Consider the following 26325-nt stretch of genomic DNA (forward strand, 5'->3'; position numbering starts at 1 on the left):
AAATTACAACGAAAAACCTGCACACTTGAAGAGCACGCCTGTCCCATGAGTCTGCACGGAAAACTGATCGAATATCTTGCCGAGGGCCGGATTCTCTGCGCCCTGGTCCATGAAGATTCCGGAAAACGGTTACGGATCTTCAGCCAGAACGGCAGGGAACTCAATCTGCCCCACTCCCGGGTGATCCATCACTCCCGGACATCCTATCCCCTGACCCTCTCCCGGGAAGAGGAGATCGCGCTGCTCAAGGATGTTGCCGCCACCCGGCAGGCCCTGGCCGCGACCGTTGATCTGAAAGAGCTGTGGGAACTTGTTGTTGACGAGCCCACCAATGTCTTTACCGCCTCCTTCCTGGCCGGGCTCTCCTTTGGCCATGATCCCGACGACGACCATGGGGCCGCGGTTGTTCGCGGTGTCCTTGGCGACAAACTCTTTTTCAAATATAAACAGGGCAATATCATCGCCCATCCCCCCGGGGTGGTGGAACAACTGCGCCAGCGCCGGGAAAAGGAAAAAGAGCAGGAAACCCTGCTGATTGACGGGGCACGGGAGCTGAAGCGGATATGGGCCGGCGACAGCCCCGGGGAATGGCCCGGGCAAAAAAAATACCTTGACCTGGTGCGGGACTATTATCTGCACGGTTCCGAGGTCCCGGAACACGCGCTGGCCCGGAATCTTTTAAAAAAAGCAGGCCTCACCGGGCCCCACGACGCCTTCCATCTGCTGGTCAAGGCCGATGTCTGGGACCAGGACGAAAATATCCCCCTGCTCCGTCAGGGACTTGAGGTGGACTTTGAGGCAGCGGCATTGGACCAGGCCGCGGCCATGGTCCCGCCCCCGGTCGAGGAGCTTCTTGCCGAGGGGCGCCAGGATCTCCGCGACCTGGAGCTGCTCACCGTTGACGGACCCGCCACCCGGGATTTTGACGATGCGCTCCACCTTGAAAAAAGGGGTAACGACTACCTGGTCGGCATCCATATCACCGACGTGGCCGCCCTGGTCAGGCCGGGGACCCCCCTTTTCGAGGCGGCCCGGACCCGGGTAACCTCGCTCTACTTTCCCGACCGCCAGATCCCGATGCTGCCGTCCGGACTTTCGGAAGACCTCTGCAGCCTGCGGGCCGGCCAACCCCGCGCGGCGATGAGTTTCATGGTCCGGATCTCCGCAACCGGCGAAATCCTGGATTTCGATGTGAAGCCCAGCGTGGTAACAGTGAAACGACAGTTGCACTATGCTGAGGCCGACCGCCTGGTAGAGACGGATGAGACCCTGGCCGGGCTCCACCGGCTCGCCCGACAACTGCGGCGGCAACGACTGGAGGCCGGGGCCCTGCTTCTGCCCTTTCCGGACGTCAACATCCGGATCACACCTGACAAGGAGATCGAGATCACCCTGGCCGAAGTCGATACCCCGGGCAGGATGCTGGTGGCCGAGTTCATGATCCTGGCCAACACCCTGGGGGCCCAGTATATCGCCGAACGGGAGGCCCCGGGACTTTTCCGGTCACAGCCCCGGCCCCGCCAGCGGTTGGTCCAAGGGGAGGACAAGGACCTTTTCCTCAACACCCGGCAGCGGAAAAAACTCGCGCCAGGTTCCCTGTCAACCGTGCCCAGGGCGCACAGCGGTCTCGGGGTATCGCAATACACCACCCTCACCTCTCCCATCCGCCGCCTGTTGGATCTGGTCATGCAGATTCAACTTCAACACCTGGCCATGGGCAAGGGGGTCTTCTTCTCCAAAAGCGAGATAAAGGAGTTCGTCCACATCATCCTCAACACCCAGACCAGGGTAAACGGGGTAAAGTTTCTCCGCCACCGCTATTGGCTGCTCAAGCACCTCGAATCACGCACAGGCGAGGCGTTCCCAGCCATCATCATTGACAAGGGACAGCGCCGCGCCCATATCCTGGTAAAGGATTTTCTCCTTGACGCGGATCTGCCCAATTCCCAGGTCGCCGCCTTTGCAGCCGGGGAAACCATCATGGTCCGGATCACCAAGGCCGATGCCCTGGCCAATGTTCTTGTACTGGAACCCACGCACTAACCAGCATGGCTGGACCATGATTTTGGGTCCGCAGCCACAACAAACTATGAAAATATCCCCGGACAGCGAGTTTCGTCCGGCACGACTTTCATATAACCAGCATGGCTGGACCATGATTTTGGGTCCGCAGCCACAACAAACTATGAAAATATCCCCGGACAGCGAGTTTCGTCCGGCACGACTTTCATATAACCCAGCATGGCTGGACCATAACTTCTGGGCCGCGGCCACAATCAAACAATAAAAGACGTCACTCCGGCATGGCAAGGCCGGCCTTTTCCCTGCCCCACTTTGCGCCCCGGCCTGGAACGCCCCCCTTCCCCGTAAGGTTTCGGTAAACCCCGTACGTTTGAGGTTGGACCGGGAAAGGGGTTTTCTTATACCGAACGGTGTAGCGGACCCTGAGCCGCAGCCGTGACGGCAAAAGCGGAAATTGAAACAACTTCGGCAGGATATGCTTATGGCTTCCGAATCGCCGCCGCGGCGAAGCGAGTTCCTGTTTGATAGCCTGGTTATGAACAGCCGGCCCTTCTCAATGGAGCGGCCGTTGGTAGAAGAAGACCCCTTTCCCGACAGGAGGGGGGGTACTGAATGTTTACCCTTCCCCCAACACCATCATGGCCGTAGCTCATTTAATTTATATCTCTTTCAGGAAAGCATATTTTCCGTTTCCGCCTGGCAAAAGATATCTGCAACCGTCCGTTTCAACCCCGCGCAACCATGCCCCCATTGACGGATGGCAGCAGCCACCTTTTCCAGCAACAGCCGCCCCTCCCCTTGCCCAGGGAAACAATACCATATATAGCAGTGCAACACGGGTGATGCCACCATATGTAGAGTGCATGCCCGGCACATAAAAAAAACAACTATTCCCCGGGACATCGGCCCGGGTTTTTTCCCTTGACAGGAGCGGGCAGGTTCTATAAAAAAAGGGGAACAAAGTGGTACAAAGTGGTGATAAAGGGAAATCCGGGGAGACAAAGGGATGGCCGACAGCGGGACTTCAACGGAAAACCGCTTCCGCAGCAGGTCCGAACACACCATTGACGGCAAGGGCAGGCTCAACATCCCGGCCCGTTTCCGGGAGGTACTGCACCGCCAATATGGCGACAAGTTGATCATCACCAACTGGCATAAATGCCTCAAGGCCTATCCCGGCGAAGTATGGGAGGCAATCGAGGCCACCCTGCTCAACCAGGGCAAAAAACAGCCGGGCATGGTTGAATTTATTCGCTATGTCATCTCCGGGGTGACCGAATGTCCGGTGGACAAACAGGGCCGGATTCTGCTCCCCGCCACCCTGCGGGTTGACTTTGCAATCAAACGGGAAGTGATGCTGAACGGCATGCTCGATCATTTTGAGATATGGAACAAGGCGGCCTGGGACACGGAAACCAAAAAGACCCGCGAAAACTTCCAGAATTTTGAAAGCAGTCTGTCCACCCTGGGTATTCTCTAAAGGCTCTTAGCCACGGAATCCGGAGTCCCGCCCGCCCGCCGGCATGGCGGTTGCGAAAAAAGGCTTTTTTCCGACCAGCCACTGACTGGAAAAAGGGATGCCCGTGAAACAGGCCCTGCACCCTGCCGAAATCCATCGTCCCGTTCTGCCGGAAGAGATAATCCGCTTCCTGGCCCCCCGGGACAAGGGGGTATATGTGGACGCCACCCTGGGACTTGGCGGACATACCGAACGGATCCTGGCCGGGTCGGCGCCCGCCGGCCGGGTGATCGCCTTTGACTGGGACCTCCGGGCGATTAATCTGGCCAGGGAGCGATTGGCGCCTTTCAGGGACCGGCTGACCTTTGTTCATCGCAGTTATGCTGAAATCGAACCGGGCCTGGCCGAGGCCGGAGTGACCAGGGTTGACGGGATACTGCTCGACCTGGGTCTCTCATCCCTGCAGCTCGACTCCAGTGCCGAGGAGGTGGGCCGCGGTTTCAGCTTCCAGCGAGGAGAACCCCTCGATATGCGGATGGACCAGCGCACCACCCGGACCGCGGCCGAGTTGATCAACAACGCAACCGAGCAGGAACTGGCGGATATCTTTTACTACTACGGCGAGGAGAAACAGGCCCGGCGGATTGCGGCCCATCTTGTCAAAGCGAGAAAGAAAAACCGGTTCGAAACCACGGACCAACTGGCGGAACTGGTGGCCCGGGCAATACCCAGACGTTTTCATCCCCACAGGATCCATGTTGCCACCCGGGTCTTCCAGGCCGTCAGGATCGCGGTCAACCAGGAGCTGGAGAACCTTGCCACCCTGTTGAAAAAAGCGCCGGCCCTGCTCAACCCGGGGGCCAGACTATGCATCATCTCGTTTCACTCCCTGGAGGACCGCCTGGTAAAATGGGGGTTCCGCAACGACCCCTGCTGGGAGATCCTCACCCGGAAGCCGGTGCTTCCGGGCCGGGATGAGGCCCGGGACAATCCCCGCTCCAGGAGCGCCAAGCTGCGGGTCGCGGCGCTGCGACCAAGGAAGGAGGGACCATGATCAAGGATTATTCCGACCGCTGTCCGAACGGTTCCGGCAGGAACGGCCGCCGGCCCGGACAGATTATCGCCCGCCGGTCCCCGGCCGCGGCCGACGGCCGCCTGATGCTCAAGACCATCGGGGTGCTGGTGGTGCTCACCCTCGGCCTTGGTGTCGGATCAACGGTTTACTACGGGCTGCGGATCCGGAGCGCCCTTGATCAGATTGGCCACCAGGCAGAACTCAATACAAAACTTGTTACCCGCAACCGGGAACTCATCGCCCACCGGGACCGGCTGTTGACCCGGGAAAACATTGAAAAGGCGGCCGCCGGGCTGGGCCTCTTTCCGCCATCGCCCGGCCAGCTCCGCCGGCCATGATGCAACGGGATGAAAAAAACAAAACCTGACCCCAGACATCCACGCCAGAAGAGACATAAGCTACGGGGAGCAGTCGCCGGAACGGCGGCTTTTGTTGTTTTTTTGGCCCTGGCAATTGCCGGTCACGACAAGGGATTTGCCATCCCCTTCACCCTTTTCTCAAAAAACAATCCCCAGCCGGAAGCAGCCGTGCTTGAACTGCAACTGCCCGAGCAGGAACGGGGTAATATCTATGACCGGAACTACCGGTTGCTGGCCGGCAGTTACCGGACAACGGCCATCTATGCCCGGCCCCTGGAGATTGTTGACCTGGTCCTGGCAGCGGAAAAAATCGCCCCGCTGTTGGGATTGAGCGAAAAAGAGCTGCTCATCACCCTGAAGTCGGAGCGGGCCTTTGTCTGGCTCGGCCGCCGGATTTCGCCGGACATGGCAACGCGGATCGCGGCCCTTGACCTGGCCGGCATCTATCCGGTCGAGGAAATGAACCGCGTCTATCCCCATCGGACCGTGGCAGCCCATACCCTGGGGTTTGTCAGCAAGAACCAGGGGCTGGACGGGGTCGAGTTCTACTACGACACCCTTCTCCGCGGCGGCCGGCTCAAGGATCTCAAGTTGCCGCTCCGGCTGGAGCCCGCGGATATTGAGACCCTGGCGGACAAGGGCGGCCACCTGGTCCTTACCCTTGATCTTGAAAGCCAGAAAATACTCGAGGCGCGGTTGGCCAGCCTGATCGAAAAATCCGGGGCCCTAAGCGGCGCCGGACTGGTAATGGACCCGGAAACCGGGGCCATCCTGGCCATGGCCAGCCTGCCCGGCTTTGATCCCAACCGTTTCTGGGACTTCACCAGCAGACAGCGGCGCAACCGGACGCTGGAGGCCGCCTTTCCCCTGATTGCCGACAAGGTCAGGCCGGACCGGGACAGGGCCGCGGCCGGCAGGAACGCCCAGACCACGGCCACAAGACCGCTGTTACTCCTCCCGGCCGGGAAAAAAACAAGGCTCCGGCCGGGCCGGTCCCTCAGCCTGGAGATTGATAATCCCCTGTTTGAAATGGACCGCTACTTTATCACCGCTCCTGTTTTCAGGGTAGACCTGCCCAGGGGCGCGGGCCTTTCCTCCGCCCCATCTCCTCCAACAGCCAGCAGCCGGCCCCTTGACCTCTCGCCGACAACGGCAAGTCCGTTGGAGCTGCTGAGCGCTTTTGTCTCCCTGGTCAACCAGGGGCAGGGGGTCACCCCCCACCTGCTGTCCGGAATCCTCGCGCCTGAAAGCAAACGGGTGCTGACCGCCCTCCCCCCCGGCCGGGCCGTTTCCCTGCTCGATCCGGCAACCAGGGAGAGGCTCTGGCAGGAAATGGCGGTCATCGGCACCCCGGGGCCTGATAATTCGCTCCTGTTCGAGGAACTTGATTCCAACCCCTCGGCCGGGCTGGCCCACGGCCTCCTCCTGGGGATCGCGCCACAACAGAAACCCGAGCTGGCCCTGTTGCTTCTGGTGAACTTCGCCCGAGCCGACAAGACCTCCGGCGATTCGCTCAGATCATTGCTGGACCAGGCCGGCCGCGGGATCGTTCCCCGGCTGCTCAGCCGGGCCCGGGTCGCCCGGCCGGAACTGCCCCCTGATTTCTGGCGCCGGGATCAGCAACCGGTTCTTGATCTGGCCGGCCGGGCCGGGCGACCGGAACAGGAAGAACCAGGCCCGGGACCGGAAAAACAGCAGTTCACCATGCCGCTGGTAAACGGCAAGAGCCTGCGTTGCGGGCTGCAGGCCATCCAGGATATCGGGGCCCGGGTAAAGGTCATCGGCTCCGGACTGATCGTGGCCCAGCATCCCCGGGCCGGCGCCCTGATCAGCAAGGGAGAACTCTGTATCCTGAAACTCGAGGCCCGGGCAAGGGACTGAAACCAATGGCCGCGACGATCAGCAAAAATCTGGGCCAGCTGCTGCGGGATCTGCGTCCGGATCTGGACCGGGAACAGCAGAAGATCGTTGTCACCGGGATCAGCGCGGATTCACGCGCTGTCGGGCCGGGCGATCTGTTTATCGCAACGGCCGGACAGACCGTGGACAGCCACGACTATATCAGCGCTGCCATTGACCAGGGCTGCGCGGCAGTGGTGGTTGAAGCCGGCCGCCCTGTTCCGGAGCCGCTGGCCCGGAAGGGACCGCCCCTGGTAGAGGTTGCCGACAGCCGCGGCGCGGTTGCGCGGATCGCGGCCGCCTTTTACGGCCATCCGGCCCATGGAATGCGGATGATCGGGATCACCGGCACCAACGGCAAGACCACGGTCACCTACCTGGCTGAATCGATTATCCGGGCCAGGGGCGGCAGACCCGGGGTAATCGGCACCATCAACTACCGCTATGACGACCGGGCCGGCAAGCAGATGCTGGTGCCGGCCCCGCTCACCACCCCGGAGCCGGTGTTCCTCCAGAAGCTGCTCCACCAGATGGCCGCGGCCGGAGTGACCCATCTGATCATGGAGACATCTTCCCATGGCCTGGCCCAGGGCAGGTTGGCTGGAATCTTTTTTGATATCGCGGTATTTACCAACCTGAGCCGCGACCACCTTGATTTTCACCGGGATATGGACGATTATTTTGCCAGCAAAAAACGACTGTTCCAGGAACAGCTGAAACCAAAAGGACGGGCGGTGATTGTCCAAGAAAAGGCCGCGACCTTGCCGGCCGAGGCCTGGGGCCGGAGGCTGGCCGCCGAACTCCCCGGCCGGCAACTGCTCACCTGCGGCCAGGACCCGGACAATCTTATCCATCCCTTGCGCTTTGCCTGCGACCTCTCGGGAATCCGGGCCGAACTGGCCACCCCGCGCGGCCGGATCAAGATCCACTCCGCCCTGGTCGGAGAGTTCAATCTCAACAACATCCTGGCGGCAACGGGAATCGGCCTGGCCCTGGATATTGTTCCGGAAACCATTGCCCGGGGCCTTGATCAGGCCCGGACCATACCCGGCCGGCTGGAACGGATCTACCCGGATCATCCCCTGAAAAGGGCGCCCACCGTGCTGGTCGACTTTGCCCATACCCCGGATGCGCTGGACAACGTTCTCTCCGCCCTGAAACAACTCAAGCCGGAGCGGTTGTTCTGCGTCTTCGGCTGCGGCGGCGACCGGGACCCGGGCAAGCGGGAGTTGATGGGTGAAACAGCCGGTCTTCTTGCCGACGTGGTTATCGCCACCTCGGACAATCCGCGCTCCGAGGAACCGGCCGCAATCCTTGATGCGGTGCTCGCCGGGATCAAACGTACCGGCAGAGCCCGGCTGCAGCCAGATACGCTCGACCTTCCAGGGGCCAGGGGGTATATGGTGATCGTCTCCCGCCGGCAGGCGATCCGTGTCGCCGTCTCCCATGCCGGACCGAACGACCTGGTCCTGGTCAGCGGCAAGGGCCATGAGACCTGCCAACTCCGCGGCAAGACCAGAAAATTCTTCAGCGACCGGATCGAGGCGGAGAAACAGCTGGCCTGTCTGTACGGCCCCGGCCCGGCCTGGTCCCTTGAACAGGTGACCGCGGCCACCCGCGGCAGGGTCATGGGTAAAGAAAATCTGCACACCGACCGCTTTTCCGGGGTATCCACCGATACCCGCACCCTGCAACCCGGCAATCTGTTCGTGGGTCTGAACGGCCCTAATTTCATTGGCCGCGACTTTGCCGATACCGCGGTACAAAAGGGCGCCGCCGCCCTGCTCCTTGATCAACCGCCGGCCGGGCCGGCTGCCGCGTCCTCCTGGTCCGAGGTGCCGGTGATCCTGGTGGACGACACCCTGGAGGCCCTGGGCAACCTGGCCGCGGCCCACCGGGCCCGGCTCGGCAATTTAAAGGTCCTGGCCATCACCGGCAGTTCCGGCAAGACCACGGTCAAGGAGATGACCGCGGCCATCCTGGCCAGAACCCTGCCCACCCTGAAGAGCGAGGGTAACTTCAACAACCTGATCGGCCTGCCGCTCACCCTGCTCCAGGCCACGGCCGACCACCGGATCGCGGTGCTGGAGATGGGCATGAACCGGCCCGGCGAACTGGCCCGGCTGGCGGAGATCGCCGCACCGGACTTAAGCTGCATCACCAATATCCAGGAGGCCCATCTTGCCGGGCTCGGCAGCATCAACGGGGTGGCCCGGGCCAAGGGCGAGCTTTTCGCGGGCAGTAAAAGCTCCGCCATCCTGGCGGTCAATCTTGACGACCAGCGGGTACGGAAACTGGCCCGGCCGCAGAAACAAAAAAAAATCACCTATGCGGCCACCCCGGCCGGCCGCAGATACAAACCACTGATCAGGGCCACCCGGATCAGCAACCTGGGCCAGGCCGGCACCGCCTTTACCCTGCATATCAGCGGCAAGCACCGCCGGGTCCGGCTGTCAAGCCCGGGCCGCCACAATGTCGGCAATGCGCTCGCCGCGGCAGCCCTGGCCCATGGCGCCGGAACATCCCTGCCGTCAATCGTTGCCGGACTGGAGAGCTACACCCCCCTTGCCAAGCGGGCCGAGATCGTCACCCTGCCGAACGGGATCAAGATAATCAACGACACCTACAACGCCAACCCCGCCTCCATGAACGCGGCCCTGCGCACCCTGCGGGACATCCGCCAACAGGGAAAAACCGTGGCCGTGCTCGGTGAGATGCTGGAACTGGGCAGATACAGTGATGACGCCCACCGGACCCTCGGCACGGCCGCGGCAGAGCTGCCCTGCGACTTTGTCGCCGCAATCGGCGAACATGCCGGAATCCTGGTCAAAGCGGCCCGGAGCAAGGGAATGGCCGCGGACCAGGCCCGAAGTTTCAGCGATAAACAAAAATTATGCGCCTGGCTGGCCGGACTGATTACTGCCGGCAGGCTGACCAGCAACGACTGGATCTTGATCAAGGGCTCCCGCGGCATGCGGATGGAAACCGTTATCAAAGAACTGCAGCAGTGTGGCTTGACCACACGGCAAAGGACCCTGAACTGATGCTCTACCACTTTCTCTATCCCCTAAGCACGGTGTTCAGCGGCTTTAACGTGTTCCGCTACATCACCTTCCGCAGCATCGGCGCGGCGGTGACCGCCTTTTTGATCATGCTTTTCCTGAGCCCCCGCTTCATCCGCTATCTCCGCCACCGTCAGCTCGGCCAGGTGGTCCGCAGCGATGGGCCGGAGACCCATTTCAACAAGCAGGGCATCCCCACCATGGGCGGCCTGCTGATCCTCTTCACCATTGTCAACTCCACCCTGCTCTGGGTCAATCTGGCCAACAGCTATGTCTGGCTTATTTTATTGATCACCCTCTGGTTCGGGGTGATCGGCGCAATGGACGATTTCCGCAAGATCAGCAGGAAGAACAGCCAGGGGCTGAGCGCCCGCAACAAGATGCTCCTGCAGATAAGCGGCGCCGCGGTGGTGGGCCTGTTTCTCTATACCCATCCGGGATTTGACAGCCGCTTAAGCTTTCCCTTTCTCAAAAACGTCAATCCCGACCTCGGGCTCTGGTACATCCCCTTTGCGATGCTGGTCATTGTCGGGGCCTCCAATGCGGTCAACCTCACCGACGGGCTGGACGGACTGGTATCCGGGCCCACGGTGATCACCAGCAGCGTCTATGTTATCTTTGCCTACCTGGCCGGCCACGCGGTGTTGGCCGATTATCTGAATATCTCCGCCGTGCCCGGCGCCGGCGAGGTGGCGGTTTTCTGCAGTGCGATCACCGGCGCCTGCCTGGGCTTTCTCTGGTTCAACTGCCATCCGGCCCAGATCTTCATGGGCGACGTCGGCTCCCTGCCCCTGGGCGCGGCCCTGGGCACCGTGGCGGTGATCACCAAGCAGGAGATCCTGCTGGCCATTGTCGGCGGGGTCTTTGTAATGGAGGCCCTGTCGGTGATTCTCCAGGTCGGTTTTTTTAAACTCTCCGGCGGCAGACGGATCTTTCTGATGGCCCCGTTCCATCACCATTTTGAAAAAAAAGGCTGGGCTGAACCCAAGGTGGTGGTCCGCTTCTGGATCATCTCGATCATCCTCGGCCTGGTGGCCCTGGCAACCCTGAAACTGCGTTAGTTTTTTCAACAAAACATGACTGCTCGCAACCAATACATCACTGCCGACACTCACGTTCTGGTGGTGGGTCTGGGCAAATCCGGCCAGTCGGCCCTGAGTTTCTGCCGGACCCGCGGCGCCACGGTCTCGGTCTCCGAGTCCCGGCCCCGGGAAGAGCTGGACCAGGACCTGGTCAAGGGCCTGAAAAAAGAGGGCATCTACCTGGAGACCGGCGGCCATACGCCGCAACTCTTTTCCTCGGTGGACCTGGTGCTGGTCAGCCCCGGAGTCTCCCTTGACATTGAACCGATCAGCGCGGCGCGCAAGGCCGGGATTCCAGTGGTCGGCGAACTGGCCATTGCCGCCCAGTACCTGAAGACACCGGTGGTGGCGGTTACCGGCACCAACGGCAAGACCACGGTCACCACCATGCTGGGCGACATATTTACCGCGTCGGGCAGGAAAACCTTTGTCGGCGGCAACATCGGCACCCCGCTGTTCGACTACCTGGCCGGCCCCCAGGAGGCCGACGTGGCAGTGGTCGAGGTGAGCAGTTTTCAACTGGACAGCGCGGGCGGCAAAAACGGCTTCCGGCCGGACACCGCCCTGCTTTTAAACATCAGCCCGGACCATCTTGACCGCTACTCGACCTATTCCGCCTACGTTGCCTCCAAGTTCGGGATCTTTACTGCCCAACGGCGGTTTGACAGCGCGATCATGAACTGCGACGACCCGGAGATCATGACCCGGGAACATCTGTGGCCGGCCAGCCGCCGCTTTTTCTTTGGCAGCAATCTGGCGGGAAGGGCCGGGGCCGCCATCCGCGGCGCCCGGGTCTGCCTGAGCGGCCTCGACGGACCGGACCGGGACCGGGACCGGGAAGAATGTTACGACCTTGCCGGCAGCCGGCTGGACCAGCCGCCCAACCTGCAAAACAGCGCGGCCGCCATCCTGGCGGCCAGGCTGATGGGTTGCCCGGCCAGGGGGATCCGCGAGGGACTGGCCCGGTTCAGCCCGCTGCCGCACCGGCTGACCCGGGTGGCGGAGATCAACGGAGTCAGTTATTACGACGATTCAAAGGCCACCAATATCGGCGCGGTCCATTCAGCGCTCGGTTCCATCCAACAGCCGGTGGTGCTGATTGCCGGCGGCCGGGACAAGGGCGGCGACTACAGCCTGTTGAACGACCTGGTCAGGACCAGGGTCAAGGGCCTGGTGCTGATCGGCGAGGCTGCCGACAGCATGGCCCGCTGTTTCGCGGAACTGACCCGGGTGGAACGGGCAACCACCCTTGAGGAGGCGGTGCGGACCGCAACCGATCTGGCCGAACCCGGGGACGCGGTACTGCTGTCGCCGGCCTGCGCCAGTTTCGACATGTTCACCAGCTACGGCCACCGCGGCGAGGTGTTCCGCCGGGCGGTGCATGCCTTGCCGGAAAAGGGGTAAGCAACCATATGGCCGACACACCGACATATAGAATAGTGATCACCGGCGGCGGCACCGGGGGCCACCTCTTTCCCGGAATCGCCCTGGGCCAGGCCTTGCTCCGCACCTATCCCGGCAGTTCGGTGCTCTTTGTCAGCACCGCACGGAGCATCGACAGGACGACCATGGACCGGCTGGGGCTGGACATTGCCACCATCCGCTGCCGCGGTCTTAAGGGCGCTGGTTTTCTAGCCGGGATCCGCACCCTGATCGGACTGCCGCCAAGCATTGTTGCCGCGGCCCGGGTCCTGCTCCGGTTCAAGCCGGACCTGGTCTTCGGGGTGGGCGGTTATGTCACCGGACCGGTGGTGCTGGCGGCCCGGCTGCTGGGGATTCCGGCCTGCATCCATGAACAGAATTCGATCCCCGGCCTTGCCAACCGGATGCTCGGCCGGATCGTTAAAAAAATATTCATCTCCCTGCCCGGCAGTGAACGCTTTTTCCCGGCTGCCAGGACCGTGCTTACCGGCAACCCGGTCCGCCGGGAGATCCTGGCCGCGGCTGAAAAATCCGCCACCGGTCCGGTGACAGACGAACAGACGAACAACACCCTCCTGGTCCTGGGCGGCAGCAAGGGGGCGCACCGGGTCAACACCCTGGTACTCGAGGCCCTGGCCGGCCTGATCGATGAGTTACCCGGAAATTTTAATCTCATCCACCAGACCGGGGCCGATGATTATGAGATGGTGGTCAAGGGCTATGGACAGTTGGGGATCAAGGCCCGGGTGGCACCCTTTTTCCAGGACATGGCCGGAATATACTCCCTGGCCGATGTGGTAATCTCCCGGGCCGGGGCCACCACCCTGGCCGAGTTGATGGTGATGCGCAAGCCAACGATCCTGATCCCCTATCCCTTTGCCGCGGACAACCATCAGGAGGAAAACGGCCGCCTGGTCGTGGAAAACAAGGGCGCCAGGATGTTCCGGGAACAGGAGTTGAGCGGCGCCATCCTGGGACATGAACTGCTGACCCTGATCAGGGATTCCGGACTGCGGAGTCAACTGGCCGCAAATATCGGCCAACTGGCCCAGACCCGGGCAACCGAAAAAATCCTGGATGCATGCCTGGCCCTGGTGTAAACAACCGCGGGAAGATAATGTACAAAAAAAGCAAAAAAATTCATTTCGTCGGTATCGGCGGCATCGGCATGAGCGGCATCGCCGAGGTGCTCCTCAACCTCGGCTACCAGGTAAGCGGCTCTGACATCAGGCTGAGCCCGATCACCGAGCGGCTCCGCCGGCTTGGCGGCCTGATCAGGATCGGCCATGCGGCGAAAAATTTCCAGGACGCCGACGTGGTGGTCTATTCCTCGGCAATCAAGGAGGACAACCCGGAAATCGTCGCGGCCCGCGCCGCCCATGTGCCGGTGATCCCCCGGGCCGAGATGCTGGCCGAGCTGATGCGGCTGAAGAAGTTCGGGATCGCGGTGGCCGGCAGCCACGGCAAGACCACCACCACCTCGATGGCGGGCTGGGTCATGGCCCATGCCGGCCTGGACCCCACGGTGATCATCGGCGGCCAGGTCAACATCCTGGGCGGCAGCAACGCCAAGCTCGGCCAGGGCGAATTTCTGGTGGCCGAGGCCGATGAGTCGGACGGCTCTTTTTTGAAACTCTCGCCGGTACTGGAGGTGGTCACCAATATCGATCTGGAACACCTGGACCATTACCGGGACCTGGATCAGATCAAGTCCATCTTTCTGGAGTTCATCGACAAGATCCCCTTTTACGGCGCGGCAATCCTCTGCCTTGACGATCCCCATGTCGCCTCGATCCTGCCCCGGATCGGCAAACGGATCATCACCTACGGCATGACCGGCCAGGCGGATATCCATGGCCGCGATCTCAGCACCGCAGGACTTAGTACCAGCTTCGAGGTCTGTCGCCGGGAAGAGCGCCTGGGGCGTATCACCCTGGCCATGGCCGGGACCCATAACGTGTATAACGCCCTGGCCGCCGTGACCCTGGGGCTGGAGCTGGATATTCCCTTTGCCACCATTGCCGAGGCCCTGACCGCCTTCTCCGGGGTGCAACGGCGGCAACAGATCAAGGGCGAGAGCAGGGGAATCCTGGTGGTCGATGATTACGGCCACCATCCCACCGAGATCCGGGCGACCCTGACCGCCCTGGGCGAGGCCTGGCCGGAGCGACGGCTGCTGGTGCTGTTCCAGCCCCATCGCTACAGCCGGACCCAGGCCCTGGCCGAGGAGTTTGCCACTGCCTTTCACCGGGCGGATATCCTCCTGCTCACCGAGATCTACGCTGCTGGCGAACAACCCATCCCCGGGGTCAGCGGGGCCGCCCTGCTGGCGGACATCAGGAAACATGGTCAGCGCCGGGCCTATCTTGCCGAAACAACGGAATCGCTGATCGAGCAGACCCTGGCCCTGGCCCGGCCGGGTGATGTGATCCTTACCCTGGGGGCCGGCAACATCTGGCGGGTCGGCGAACAATTGCTTAAAACGCTTACCAAAAAGAACTGAAAGGATTGAGAGTGACGGAGTTGCAGGCACATGCCGGGGAATTGACCCGAATCTGGGACGGCGCCATCCATTGGCACTGCCCCATGGCCCGCTTTTCCACCTTCCGGGTGGGCGGCCCGGCCGAGGCGGTGCTGATCGCCGAATCCAGGGCAGGGCTGATCCGGACGATCCCCTGGCTGAATCAAAAAAATATCCCCTGGCAGGTGATCGGCCGGGGCAGCAATATCCTGGTGCCGGACCAGGGGCTGGCCGGGGCGGTGATCATCCTCGGCGGCGAGCTGGCCATGGTGACCGCAAAACCCGCCGGCCGGCCGGCGATCCGGGCCGGGGCCGGGGCATCCCTGGCCAGTCTGGTCCGGCAGGCCGCTGATTCCGGGCTCTGCGGCCTGGAATTCCTGGTGGGCATCCCGGGCAGTGTCGGCGGGGCACTGGTCATGAATGCCGGGGCCTGGGGGGATGAAATCGGGCCCCTGGTCCAATCGCTGACCTTCCTTGACCGGAGCGGAACAGCACGGATAATAACGCGGCCGGAACTTAATTTTTCCTACCGCCGCTGGGATGACCGCCAGGGCAAGCTGGTACTTGATTGCGATCTGGATCTCCGGCCCGGCAACTGCGAGGAGATCATGGCCCGCGGCCGGGAATACCTGGGGCGCCGAAAGGCGACACAGCCCTGCCATCAGGCCAGCGCCGGCTCTTTTTTCAAGAACCCCGAGGGCGATGCCGCCGGCAGGTTGATTGAGGCGGCCGGGCTCAAGGGATATGCAATCGGCGGGGCCATGGTCTCAAGGGAACACGCCAACTTCATCGTCAATACCGGGACAGCCACGGCCGGGGAGATCATCGCCCTGATGCAGGAGGTCCGGTCCCGGGTTCTGGACCGGTTCGGGATAACCCTGGAGCCGGAGGTACGGATCCTGGACAACCAGGCATAAGGAGCATTGATGCGCAGTATCACCTGTGCCGACAAAATGCAGCACCTGCGACGGAACCGGAACCGGTCCCAACGCTGGTTTCCGGTTGTGAACGGCCGCACCCTGGCCAAGGGCGCCGGGATGGCCGGGCTGGTCATCCTGCTCTGGCTGGGCGCAAACCTTGCCCATCAATGGATGTGCAGCTGGGATTTCTTCCGGATCACCACCATTGAGGTCAACGGCTGCAACAGAACAACCGAGCAGGAAATCAAGGCCAAAAGCGGGGTGGATGTCCACTCCAACCTGATGGCCCTGAAACCGGCGCTGGTGGAAGAGGCCCTGGCCCAGCATCCCTGGATCGACCAGGTCAAGATCAGCCGCGACTGGCCGAACCGGCTGCTGATCACGATCAAGGAAAAAGAGGTGGCCGCGATTATCAACCGCCGGGACGGACTCTTTTATATCGATCGCCGGGGCCGGGCCTTCTGGCCGGCTGCCGCTGCCAATGATCTCGATTTCCCGGTAATGACCGGCAATTTCAACGCACCCGGCCCGATCCCGGCGACCCGGCTCAAGCAAGCGCTCCATTTTCTGGAACTGGCGCGCCGGAGCAGCAACTCTTTTTTGCAGGAGCAGAACATCTCCGAGATACACCTGAGCGAACAGAACGAGCTGGTCCTCTTCCTCCTGGGCCGGCCGTTTCCCATCTACCTGGGCCACGGCGGGATCAAGCAAGAATATTCCCGGCTGCTCTCGCTGTTGAAACAACTGTACCGGAGCAAGGAGTTCGCCTCCACCGCCTTCATCGACATGGGCTATATGCCGGACAAGGCGCTGGTGGGCAAGAACAATGGTAACAAAAAACAGGGCTGATATGGAGAAGGAACAGAGAGGAGAACTGATAGTCGGACTGGATATCGGCACCACCAAGATATGTACGGTGATCGGCGAGGTCTTTCCCGAACGGCTGGACATCCTCGGGATCGGCACCCACCCCTCGGCAGGAATGAAAAAGGGAATGGTGGTCAATATCGAAAGCACGGTGGATTCCATCCGCCGGGCGGTCGGCCAGGCCGAGGAGATGGCCGGCTGCGAGATCAACGCGGTCAGCATCGGCATTGCCGGCAGCCATATCAAGGGCTTTGCCAGCCCGGGAATTGTCGGGATCAAGGGACGGCAGATCACCCAGGAGGATATCAACCGGGTGATCGACGCGGCCCGGGCGGTGAACATCTCCCACAACCAGGAGATCATCCATGTCCTGCCCCAGGAGTTCATGGTCGACGACCATACCGGGATCCAGGACCCGCTGGGCATGACCGGGGTACGGCTGGTGACCAACGTCCACATCGTCACCGGCAACGCCACCGCGGTCCACAACCTGGTCATGTGCTGCAACCGGGCCGGCCTGCAGGTCTCGGGCATTGTCCTTGAATCCCTGGCCTCGGCCAGCGCGGTCCTGAGCCGGGAAGAGATGGACGTCGGGGTGGCGCTCCTTGATATCGGCGGCGGCACCTCGGACCTGGCGATCTTTGCCGACGGCACGATCAAGCATATCTTTGAGCTGGGCCTGGGCGGCAACAATCTTACCAACGATCTGTCAGTGGGACTGCGCACCCCGGTCCGGGCGGCGGAGCGGCTCAAGAACCATTACGGCTCCGCCCTGACCTCGATGATCGACAAGGACGAGATCATCGAGGTGCCCACGGTGGGCGACCGGGCCGCCCGCAAACTGTCGCAGCGGATCATGGGCGAGATCCTTGAACCGCGGATCGAGGAGATGTTGTTTCTGATCAACCAGGAGATCCTCGATTCCTCGTTCAAGGACCGGATCACCGCCGGGGTGGTGATCACCGGCGGCACTGCCAAGCTGGCCAACATCGTTGACCTGGCCGAGCAGATATTCGACCTGCCGGTGCGGATCGGCACCCCCCGGGAGCTGCGGGAGGCGCCTGAGGACATATACAGCCCGCAGCACGCAACCGGGGTCGGGCTGGTGCGCTACGCCAGCCAGAACGCCTCGGAGCACAGGTTCCGCAGCAAGGAGAAAGGGTCCATGGGCCGATTCGCGGCCTGGGTCAAACGCGGTTTCCGCAACACATTATAGAAAAACGTCCGGTGCGGCCGGAGGGCGCCGGCAGGGCGCGGACTTTTGATAACACTCTAGACAAAGGGGGGCAAGAACATGTCTTTTCGTTTGGCAACCGATCCATTGGCCAGAATCAGGGTCATCGGGGTGGGCGGCGGCGGCGGCAATGCCGTCAATACCATGGTGACCAACAAACTCCAGGGAGTGCAGTTCATCGCGGCCAACACCGATATCCAGGCCCTGGAGAACTCAAAGGCCGACGTCTGCCTGCAGCTGGGCCCGGGGATCACCCGGGGGTTGGGCGCGGGCGCGGACCCGGAAAAGGGCAAGGGCGCGGCCCTGGAAAGCACCGAGGAGATCAAAAAGGTGCTCAAGGGCGCGGACATGGTCTTTGTCACCGCCGGACTGGGCGGCGGCACCGGCACCGGCGGCGCGCCGGTGGTGGCCAAGATCAGCAAGGAGATGGGCGTGCTCACCGTGGCCGTGGTCACCAAGCCCTTCTTCTTTGAGGCCCGTTCCCGGATGCAGAAGGCGGAATCGGGCTGGGAAGAGCTGAAAAAACACGTGGACACCATCATCACCATTCCCAACGACCGGCTGCTGGCGGTGATGCAGAAGGGCAGCAAGTTGATGGACATGATGAAAAAGGCGGACGACGTCCTGCTCCAGGCGGTCAAGGGCATCACCGACCTGATCACCCTGCCCGGCCATATCAATGTGGACTTTGCCGATCTGCGCGCGGTGATGCAGCAGGTGGGTCCGGCGATCATGGGGGCCGGGGTGGCGGTGGGCGAGGACCGGGCCGTTGAGGCGGCCAAAAAGGCCATTGACAACCCGCTCCTGCAGGACGTGGGAATCGACGGCGCCAAGGGCGTGTTGATCAACATCTCGGCCAGTGAAGAGAGCCTGACCATGAACGAATTCATGGGTGCGGCCTCACTGGTCCAGGAAAAGGCCCATCTTGACGCCAATATCATCATCGGCGCCCTGTTCGACGAGTCCCTGGGCGACGAGCTGCGGGTAACCGTGATTGCCACTGGGATCAACTCCGCCGACGAGGCGGCCGCGGCCAAGCCGCTGATGACCCTGCGCCGCAAACCAAGGGCGGTTGAAGAGGAACCAGCGGAACCCGCGGCCGGAGAAGGCCGGCCGCGGGAGAGATCACGGCGGAGCATGCTTAATAACCGCGCCGGCAGCGGAACCCGGCGGTCCCTGCCGCTGCCCCATTTCCTTGACGAGGCGGAGTTGGAGACCCCGACCTACCTGCGCCAGGCCGCTGACTGACCAGCATGGCTGGACCAATTTTTTGCGCCCCAGCCGCAACCAGTAATAAAAATCTCCAGGGACAGCGAGCTTTGTCCAGGACCACTTTCATATAAAATAAGATGAATCAGGACCCGCGCTTTGCCGGCCGGACCGGGCCGGAATTGCTGGCGGCCGAGACCGGCGGCTGGAAAAAGAAATGGAAAGACAAACTCCCGGTGGGGCTGATCTTTCCCAGCAGCTACCGGGTCGGCATGTCCAACCTGGGTTTCCAGCTGGTCCATGACCTGCTCAACCGCAATCCGGACATTGTTGCCGAGCGGATCTTTTTCCCGGACGGCAATGATCAACCCCGCTCAGTGGAATCGAACCGGTCGCCGGCCGACTTCCCCATCCTCTTCTGCTCGATAAGCTTTGAGCAGGACTACCCCAACCTGCTCAAGCTGCTGGCCATGGCCGGGATCCCCCCCCTGGCCGCGGACCGGACCGGGGATGGCGACGACCAGGGCCGCCCCTTTGCAGCGGGCCGGCCTCTGGTGATCGGCGGCGGGGTGGCCTGCTTCATGAACCCCGAGCCCCTGGCCCCATTTATCGACCTGTTTGTGCTGGGCGAGGCAGAACCGGTCCTGGGGCTGCTCATCGAAAAACTGCTCAGACCCCTTCAGGGGGTCGGCAGGCTGGAGTTGCTCCGGCAACTGGCCCTGGACCTGCCGGGCTGCTACCCGCCGGCCCTGTACCGGATTGGTTACGACCGGAAAGGCGGATTTGCCGGTCATATCCCCGAACCCGGCCTGGACGCCCGGATCCGCCGGGTGACCCTGGACGCCTGTCCCGATAAGGCGGGCCACTCCCGGATCCTCACCCCCAATGCCGAGTTTGCCGACCTGTACATGACCGAACTGGGTCGCGGCTGCAGCCGCGGCTGCCGTTTCTGCGCCGCCGGCTTCGTCTATCGGCCGCCCCGGCTCTGGCCGGCCGGGGCGATCATCTCCGCGCTGGAGCAGCGGCCCGCAACCGCCAACCGGGTCGGGCTGCTGGGCATGGAGATGGCCCGGCCGGAAGATCTGGCCTTGATTGCCGAAAATCTGCTCGCATCCGGCTGCGCCCTCTCCTTCTCCTCCCTGCGGGCCGACGTAATCAGCCCGCAACTGCTGGAACTCTTGGCCAAAAGCCGGCTTAAAAGCGCGGCCATTGCCCCGGACGGGGGCTCTGAACGATTGCGCCGGGTAATCAATAAAGGTATAACCGCTGATGAGGTGCTTGCCGCGGCCGAGTCACTGGTCAAGGCCGGGATCATCAACCTGAAGCTCTACTTCATGATCGGCCTGCCCACTGAAACCGAAGAGGACCTGGAAGAACTGGTCGCCCTGTGTCTGGCGATCAAACAACGGATCCTGGGCCATGGCCGCGCCCGGGGCCGGCTGAGCAATATGAGTCTGAGCGTCAACAGCTTCATCCCCAAGCCGTGGACCCCGTTCCAATACCACCCCTTTGCCAGGGTGAGCGTTTTGAAAAACAAGATAAAATTCCTGCGCAAACGGTTGGCCAACGAGCCCAACCTGACCATCAGCGCCGAACGGCCCGAGCGGACCCTGCTCCAGGCGGTCCTGGCCCGGGGCGACCGGCGGGTGGGCCGGGCCATGCTCCATTTGCCGGGCGGGACATGCACCTGGCAACAGGCATTAAAACGCGAGCGGCTGCTTGCCGCGGAGTATGTTTATCGAACCCGGGACCGGGACGAACCCTTGCCCTGGGAGATCGTTGACCAGGGGATCGACCGCAACTATCTCTGGCGCGAATACCAGCGAGGCCTGGCCGGCAAAACCACCCCGCCCTGCAACCCGGAAAAATGCCGCCGCTGCGGAGTATGCCATGACCAGTGATGAAAAAAACAGCCGCAACCTCGACTCCAGGAAGATCGCCACCCTGCAGCCCTTCCGGCTGGTAAAGTTTTTCTCCTTTACCGCCCTGGCAATGATCCTGGCCGCCACCCTGGCCCTGTCCTGGGTGATCTCCAACAATGCCAAGAAAGTGCTGCTCGACCGGAGCGAGACCTATGCCCTGCTCCTGGCCGAAAACCTGAACAACCAGGTATTTGTCCGTTTCGTGGTGCCCACGGCGATCCGCTACGGCGAGATCGCCCTGAGCAACCCCGACCAGTTCAAACTGCTCGACAGCGTGGTCCGCACCACCACCCATGGTTTCAAGGTGGATTCGGTGACCATCTACGACTCCAACCGGAACATCATCTCCTACAGCACCATCGCCGACCTGGTCGGCAAGGAGGACATGGGCGGGGAGGAATACGAAAAGGCGCGCAAAGGGGAGAGCATCTCTGTCCTGCTCTCCACCGGCTCCCTGCTCAACCTGCTCCCCGGGGCCGGGCCGATCACCTGCAAGCTAAAGACCTATATCCCCTTTAAACGGGAATCGGACAAAGACCAGCAGGTCATCATGGGGGTGACCGAAATCGTCCTGGACCTGTCCGATGACCTGCTGGCGATCATCCGGCTCCAGGGCACGATCATCAGTTCCTCCCTGGTGATCATGGCCGGACTGTTCGGCATGCTCTGGCTGGTGGTATCCCGGGCCGACCAGATTATCGAGGCCCGGGCCAGGGAACGGCGCCGGCTGGAGATCAAGCTCGACAACGCCGAGCGGCTGGCCGGGCTGGGCAAGATGGTCACCGCGGTGTCCCACGAGATCAAGAACCCGCTGGGCATTGTCCGCAGCACCGCCGAGATTCTGGAACGCCGCTTGAAAAGCGTGTCCCCGGACAACCAGCACCTGGCCAAGATCATCATCGATGAAACCAGCCGGCTGGACGGGGTGGTGATGGAGTTTCTCGACTTTGCCCGGCCCCTGAGCCCGGAGTTCAAACCGGTTCAACTCAACGAGCTGCTGACCAAGGCGCTCAGCTTCATGGAGCCGGAACTGAAAAAACAGGGGATCAGCGTCAAATGGCGGCTGGACAAGGAGCTGCCCACTGTTCAGGCAGACCCGAACCAGCTCTACCGGGCCCTGCTCAACATCCTGATCAACGCGGTGCAGGCCATGCCCGGGGGCGGCGCAATCAGGCTGGCCACCAGAAAGACCCCGGGCCCAAACCACGCGGTGCGGATCAGTATCCGGGATTCCGGGATCGGGATCGGCAAGGAACGGCTTGCCAGGATCTTCCAGCCCTTCTACACCGACAAGACCCGCGGCACCGGCCTGGGGCTGGCCATTGTCAAGAACATCATTGACAGCCATAACGGCCGGATCACCGTGGAGAGCACCGAGGGCAACGGCACCGGCTTTACCATCATCCTGCCGCAATAGGAGGTCAGCGGTCGGAGGTCGGGGGTCGGGGGTCGGGGGTCGGGGGTCGGGGGTCGGGGGTCGGGGGTCGGGGGTCGGGAAAATATTATATCATAATTGTCGGTCTCGCAACAACCCGCTCGACGGACGTGATTCGTCTTGTAACTTGTTGATTTTATTGGGTGGCATTTGAAGCCTTTCGGGTTGTTACGAGTTCATCATAATTAATGATAATGGGATTTTTTTCATTTCCGCCCTTTGCATCTGCGATTTTAGGCACTATATTAATAGGAATGATTGACAGAGAAGAAAAACCCTTAAAAAGGAGTTACCACCATGGCAGTATTCAAGTGTGAAAAATGTGGTGCCACCAAGGAAGGCCGGTGCAAACCAAAAAAATGCCCGGTCTGTGCCGAGAGCGGCTGCATGGCAAAACAGGAAGAAAAAAAATCATCCGGCTGCGGCTGCAGCTGCAAAAAATAAGCAACACAGCTGATTCATCTGCAATTGAGCTGAGAAAACTCCCGTCCGGACGGACGGGAGTTTCGCATTTTCCGACCCAGGCCACCACCCCCAGGGGCAGAGAGTAATTCGAGCAGCAGATCAATTTCCATGTTTTTCCCTTCACGACCGCGGCCCATGCGGCGTTCTCCCTATCGCCGGCAGATACCGGCGGCGCTGTTGAGCTTCGCGGCTCGCCCCAACCGATCCACATAAAACCGTTGCATAACCTGCTTTCAGCAATTCGTATAACTTGAAAACAGAGGAGGGCATCCCTTTGAAAAAAACAGGCTTCAGAACTGATCCCTGGCTTTGGTTTATTCTTGTGGCAGTGCTGGCAACCGGATTTATTGCCGGAGGCTACTGGTACGCCCGGCAACAGGTCCAACTGGTTCGCAACTCGAAATACCAGGAACTGAAATCCATTGCCCAGCTTAAAATCAATCAGATCGCCACCTGGCGCAATGAGTCCATCTTTGGCATTCAGGTCTATGCAACAAACCCTTTATTCAGGGAATCCGCTGCCCGGTGGCTGCAAGAAAATGAAAACAGCCGCCTGAAAGATCAGATCCTCAGCGGCTGGGAAGTAATCCGGGAACATGCCGGTTTTAAGAACATCGTTCTTGCCGGTCTGGATAGCAGCGTAAGATTATCGCTCGATCCCAACGTGGTCAAGTTGAGTCATTATGCAAAAGACATGGTTAATAAAACAAGCTCCACGGAAGATATTATATTCAGCGATTTTTTCCGCTGCCCGGTCAGCGGCGCCATCTATATTGACGTGATGGCGCCGGTTTTCGACCCGGCCGGCCGGCCGGTTGCAGTGCTTATTCTGCGACTCGACCCGGCAAGAGACCTGTACCCGCTGATCAGGTTCTGGCCGACCCCGAGCCCCAGTTCGGAAACAATGATCGTTGCCAAGGATGGAAGCCAGGTGCTGTTCCTGAACAAGTTGCGGCACGATCCTCAGCATGCCCTGACCAAGCGGTTGCCGCTGACCCGGTTAACCAGTCCGGCGGTCCAGTCGGTTTTAGGCCGGGAAGGTGTTTTCGAGGGCAGAGACTACCGCGGTGCAACCGTGGTGGCTGATATTTCTCCGGTGCCGGATACGCACTGGTACATGGTCACCAAGGTGGACAAAAGTGAGATTCTGGCCGCGACCCGTTATCACTCGTTTTTTATCGGCATGGTTGTTCTGCTTCTTTTATTGTTGACCGGCGCTGGCAGCGGATTTATTTACCGGCGCCAACGGGCGGAAGTCTACCGGCAATTATATGGCGCGGAAAAAGAGCGTAATGAGATCCTGGAGGAATTCCGGATCACCCTTTACAGCATCGGTGACGGCGTTATCTCAATGGATGCATCGGGCAGGATCCGTCACCTGAATCCGGTGGCCGAAAGGCTTACCGGCTGGAGTGAGGCCGAGGCGCGGGGCAGACCGCTGGGCGAGGTGTTCCACATTATCCATGAAAATACCCGCAAGGCATTGGTTGATCCGGGTGAACGTGTTCTGCGGGAAGGAGGCATCGTCAAGCTGCCCGACGATGCCCTGTTAATAGCCCGTGACGGCACGGAACACCCGATTGCCGACAGCGCCGCGCCGATAAACGGGGACCGGGACAGTCTGATAGGCATTGTCTTGGTTTTCAGTGACGTTACAGAGGAGCGGAAGGCCCGGCGGGCGCTGCGTGAAAGCGAAAAACGGTATCGTAATTTCTTTATGGAGGATATTACCGGTGTTTTCATTTCAACCCCTGAGGGAGAGCTGCTGGACTGCAACCCGGCATTTGCCCGGATCATGGGACTCACCTCTGCGGAACAAGCCAATAAACTCGATATGACAACCCTGTTCTCCTCACCCGCGGCCAGCGATGACCTGTTAACCCGTCTCCGCCAGGAGAAAAAAGTGATCGATCATGAACTGGAAATGCGGCGCGTGGACGGAAAGACCATTCATGTGATTGAAAACGTCATTGGCAAATTTGACAACAGCGGCAATCTTGTTGAAATTCAGGGTTATCTGTTTGACATTACGGAACGGAAGAAACTGGAGCAGCAGCTCATGCAGGCCCAGAAGATGGAGGCCGTGGGCCGGCTGGCCGGCGGCGTGGCCCATGATTTCAACAACAAGCTCAGCGTGATCATGGGCTACAGCGAAATGGCGCTGGCCGAGATCCCCAAGCCGGGCGGCGCCTGGAACGATTATCTCCAGGAAATTCTGAAGGCGGCGCAGCACTCCGCCGATCTCACCCGCCAGTTGCTGGCCTTTGCCCGAAAACAGATCATTGCCCCCAGGGTGCTTGACCTGAACGACGCCGTAACGCAGATACTGAAGATGTTGCAGCGGCTTATCGGCGAGGATATTGATCTGGTCTGGCGGCCTGACGCCGATCTCTGTAAGGTGAGGATCGACCCGGCCCAGATCGACCAGATACTGGCAAATTTCCTGGTCAACGCCCGGGACGCCATCAGCGGGGTGGGCAGGGTTGTCATCAGAACAGAGAATGTTGTCTTTGATGAATCCTATTGCGCCGATCATGCCGGATTCAGCCCCGGCGAATATGTTCTGCTGGAGGTAAGCGATAATGGTGACGGCATGGACAAGGAGACGCTGGCAAATATCTTCGAACCCTTCTTCACCACCAAGGAGCAGGGCAAGGGGACCGGCCTCGGCCTGGCCACCGTATATGGGATCGTAAAGCAGAATGAAGGCTTTATCAACGTCTACAGCGAGCCGGGACAAGGGACAACCTTCCGGATCTACCTGCCCCGGTTTGCCGACCAGGCTTCCTGTTCTCCGGCCGCTCCCGCTCCCGAAACGGTCCAACAGGGCACGGAAACCATTCTATTGGTGGAAGATGAGGAGGCGATTCTGAAAATGGCCAGACAGATGCTTGAAAGTCTGGGCTATACCGTACTGGCGGTCGGTACTCCGGTGGAAGCGCTACACCGGGTCGAGGCCTGTCCGGGCGAGATTCACCTGCTGATCACCGACATAGTGATGCCGGAAATGAACGGCCGCAACCTGGCCGACCAACTCGGTTCGATCAAGCCGGCGCTGAAATGTCTGTTCATGTCGGGATACACGGCCAATGCCATTGCCCACAGCGGCATCCTGGATGAAGGCGTACACTTTATCCAGAAGCCGTTCTCGATCAAGGACCTCGCGGCCAAGGTACGCCAGGCGCTGGAATCTGAATAAAATCGGAGATAATACAATAAGTTCCAGATATTGCATGGAAACAATTACGTAAGGTTTCGGTAAACCCCGTACGTTTGAGGTTGGACCGGGAAAGGGGTTTTCTTATAGCGAACGGTGTAGCGGACCCTGAGCCGCAGCCGTGACGGCAAAAGCGGAATTTGAAACAACTTCGG

At 61.0% G+C, this 26325-nt stretch carries 18 protein-coding genes; all 18 read left to right on the top strand.

Translation table 11 applies throughout. The features are described 5' to 3' along the window. The first annotated feature begins 45 nt into the window (after positions 1 to 45). The 18 genes from L3J03_04345 (at position 46) to L3J03_04430 (ending at position 26152) form a co-directional block, all read left to right on the top strand. Complete coding sequence (locus L3J03_04345) at positions 46 to 2043, top strand: ribonuclease catalytic domain-containing protein (GenBank protein ID MCF6290210.1); 1998 nt, start codon at positions 46 to 48, stop codon at positions 2041 to 2043. Positions 2044 to 2503: 460 nt separating this feature from the next. Further along, entirely contained in the window at positions 2504 to 2776 is a 273-nt protein-coding gene (locus L3J03_04350) for a hypothetical protein (GenBank protein MCF6290211.1), read from the top strand. A 252-nt stretch (positions 2777 to 3028) separates the two neighbouring features. Continuing rightward, positions 3029 to 3502, top strand: a complete 474-nt coding sequence (gene mraZ, locus L3J03_04355) for a division/cell wall cluster transcriptional repressor MraZ (GenBank protein ID MCF6290212.1) — start codon at positions 3029 to 3031, stop codon at positions 3500 to 3502. A gap of 97 nt (positions 3503 to 3599) precedes the next feature. Then, a complete protein-coding gene (gene rsmH / locus L3J03_04360) occupies positions 3600 to 4535 on the top strand; it encodes a 16S rRNA (cytosine(1402)-N(4))-methyltransferase RsmH (GenBank protein MCF6290213.1) in 936 nt (311 codons plus the stop codon). After that, complete coding sequence (locus tag L3J03_04365; protein MCF6290214.1) at positions 4532 to 4894, top strand: hypothetical protein; 363 nt, start codon at positions 4532 to 4534, stop codon at positions 4892 to 4894. The genes rsmH and L3J03_04365 overlap by 4 nt, the downstream gene beginning before the upstream one ends. 9 nt (positions 4895 to 4903) lie before the next feature. Further along, positions 4904 to 6796 carry a hypothetical protein gene (locus L3J03_04370; GenBank protein ID MCF6290215.1) on the top strand — a complete coding sequence of 631 codons (1893 nt, stop codon included), beginning with the start codon at positions 4904 to 4906 and terminating at the stop codon, positions 6794 to 6796. Positions 6797 to 6801: 5 nt separating this feature from the next. Next, positions 6802 to 9858, top strand: a complete 3057-nt coding sequence (locus L3J03_04375; GenBank protein ID MCF6290216.1) for a UDP-N-acetylmuramoyl-L-alanyl-D-glutamate--2,6-diaminopimelate ligase — start codon at positions 6802 to 6804, stop codon at positions 9856 to 9858. Continuing rightward, complete coding sequence (mraY, locus tag L3J03_04380; GenBank protein ID MCF6290217.1) at positions 9858 to 10937, top strand: phospho-N-acetylmuramoyl-pentapeptide-transferase; 1080 nt, start codon at positions 9858 to 9860, stop codon at positions 10935 to 10937. The genes L3J03_04375 and mraY overlap by 1 nt, the downstream gene beginning before the upstream one ends. A gap of 15 nt (positions 10938 to 10952) precedes the next feature. After that, positions 10953 to 12362, top strand: a complete 1410-nt coding sequence (gene murD, locus L3J03_04385; GenBank protein ID MCF6290218.1) for a UDP-N-acetylmuramoyl-L-alanine--D-glutamate ligase — start codon at positions 10953 to 10955, stop codon at positions 12360 to 12362. 8 nt (positions 12363 to 12370) lie between these two features. After that, positions 12371 to 13480 (top strand): undecaprenyldiphospho-muramoylpentapeptide beta-N-acetylglucosaminyltransferase, encoded by a 1110-nt coding sequence (gene murG, locus L3J03_04390; protein MCF6290219.1) that lies wholly within the window; start codon positions 12371 to 12373, stop codon positions 13478 to 13480. Between the two features lie 17 nt (positions 13481 to 13497). Next, a complete protein-coding gene (gene murC / locus L3J03_04395) occupies positions 13498 to 14883 on the top strand; it encodes a UDP-N-acetylmuramate--L-alanine ligase (protein MCF6290220.1) in 1386 nt (461 codons plus the stop codon). An 11-nt stretch (positions 14884 to 14894) separates the two neighbouring features. Next, positions 14895 to 15818 carry a UDP-N-acetylmuramate dehydrogenase gene (gene murB / locus L3J03_04400; GenBank protein MCF6290221.1) on the top strand — a complete coding sequence of 308 codons (924 nt, stop codon included), beginning with the start codon at positions 14895 to 14897 and terminating at the stop codon, positions 15816 to 15818. Positions 15819 to 15827: 9 nt separating this feature from the next. Next, positions 15828 to 16670, top strand: a complete 843-nt coding sequence (locus L3J03_04405; GenBank protein MCF6290222.1) for an FtsQ-type POTRA domain-containing protein — start codon at positions 15828 to 15830, stop codon at positions 16668 to 16670. Between the two features lies 1 nt (position 16671). Then, on the top strand, positions 16672 to 17904 hold the full coding sequence (gene ftsA / locus L3J03_04410) for a cell division protein FtsA (GenBank protein ID MCF6290223.1): 1233 nt from the start codon (positions 16672 to 16674) through the stop codon (positions 17902 to 17904). A 78-nt stretch (positions 17905 to 17982) separates the two neighbouring features. Further along, a complete protein-coding gene (ftsZ, locus tag L3J03_04415) occupies positions 17983 to 19170 on the top strand; it encodes a cell division protein FtsZ (protein ID MCF6290224.1) in 1188 nt (395 codons plus the stop codon). Between the two features lie 101 nt (positions 19171 to 19271). Continuing rightward, the gene (locus L3J03_04420) at positions 19272 to 21032 is read left to right on the top strand and encodes a radical SAM protein (GenBank protein ID MCF6290225.1); all 1761 of its coding nucleotides are present in this window, start codon (positions 19272 to 19274) and stop codon (positions 21030 to 21032) included. After that, positions 21022 to 22470 carry an ATP-binding protein gene (locus L3J03_04425; protein MCF6290226.1) on the top strand — a complete coding sequence of 483 codons (1449 nt, stop codon included), beginning with the start codon at positions 21022 to 21024 and terminating at the stop codon, positions 22468 to 22470. Before L3J03_04420 ends, L3J03_04425 begins: the two co-directional genes overlap by 11 nt. Positions 22471 to 23227: 757 nt before the next feature. Further along, positions 23228 to 26152: a PAS domain S-box protein gene (locus L3J03_04430; protein ID MCF6290227.1), complete on the top strand. Its 2925-nt coding sequence runs from the start codon at positions 23228 to 23230 to the stop codon at positions 26150 to 26152. The last annotated feature ends 173 nt before the right edge of the window (positions 26153 to 26325 follow it).

Source organism: Desulfobacterales bacterium, assembly GCA_021647905.1.
GTDB lineage: Bacteria > Desulfobacterota > Desulfobulbia > Desulfobulbales > BM004 > JAKITW01.

Excerpts from the sequence above, each read along its gene's own strand:
- rsmH (MCF6290213.1), top strand. The coding sequence starts at position 3,600 with ATGCCCGTGAAACAGGCCCTGCACCCTGCCGAAATCCATCGTCCCGTT.
- L3J03_04370 (MCF6290215.1), top strand. The coding sequence starts at position 4,904 with ATGAAAAAAACAAAACCTGACCCCAGACATCCACGCCAGAAGAGACAT.
- ftsZ (MCF6290224.1), top strand. The coding sequence starts at position 17,983 with ATGTCTTTTCGTTTGGCAACCGATCCATTGGCCAGAATCAGGGTCATC.
- L3J03_04365 (MCF6290214.1), top strand. The coding sequence starts at position 4,532 with ATGATCAAGGATTATTCCGACCGCTGTCCGAACGGTTCCGGCAGGAAC.
- L3J03_04420 (MCF6290225.1), top strand. The coding sequence starts at position 19,272 with ATGAATCAGGACCCGCGCTTTGCCGGCCGGACCGGGCCGGAATTGCTG.
- mraY (MCF6290217.1), top strand. The coding sequence starts at position 9,858 with ATGCTCTACCACTTTCTCTATCCCCTAAGCACGGTGTTCAGCGGCTTT.
- mraZ (MCF6290212.1), top strand. The coding sequence starts at position 3,029 with ATGGCCGACAGCGGGACTTCAACGGAAAACCGCTTCCGCAGCAGGTCC.
- L3J03_04375 (MCF6290216.1), top strand. The coding sequence starts at position 6,802 with ATGGCCGCGACGATCAGCAAAAATCTGGGCCAGCTGCTGCGGGATCTG.
- murD (MCF6290218.1), top strand. The coding sequence starts at position 10,953 with ATGACTGCTCGCAACCAATACATCACTGCCGACACTCACGTTCTGGTG.
- murC (MCF6290220.1), top strand. The coding sequence starts at position 13,498 with ATGTACAAAAAAAGCAAAAAAATTCATTTCGTCGGTATCGGCGGCATC.
- ftsA (MCF6290223.1), top strand. The coding sequence starts at position 16,672 with ATGGAGAAGGAACAGAGAGGAGAACTGATAGTCGGACTGGATATCGGC.
- L3J03_04345 (MCF6290210.1), top strand. The coding sequence starts at position 46 with ATGAGTCTGCACGGAAAACTGATCGAATATCTTGCCGAGGGCCGGATT.
- L3J03_04405 (MCF6290222.1), top strand. The coding sequence starts at position 15,828 with ATGCGCAGTATCACCTGTGCCGACAAAATGCAGCACCTGCGACGGAAC.
- L3J03_04425 (MCF6290226.1), top strand. The coding sequence starts at position 21,022 with ATGACCAGTGATGAAAAAAACAGCCGCAACCTCGACTCCAGGAAGATC.
- L3J03_04350 (MCF6290211.1), top strand. The coding sequence starts at position 2,504 with ATGGCTTCCGAATCGCCGCCGCGGCGAAGCGAGTTCCTGTTTGATAGC.
- murG (MCF6290219.1), top strand. The coding sequence starts at position 12,371 with ATGGCCGACACACCGACATATAGAATAGTGATCACCGGCGGCGGCACC.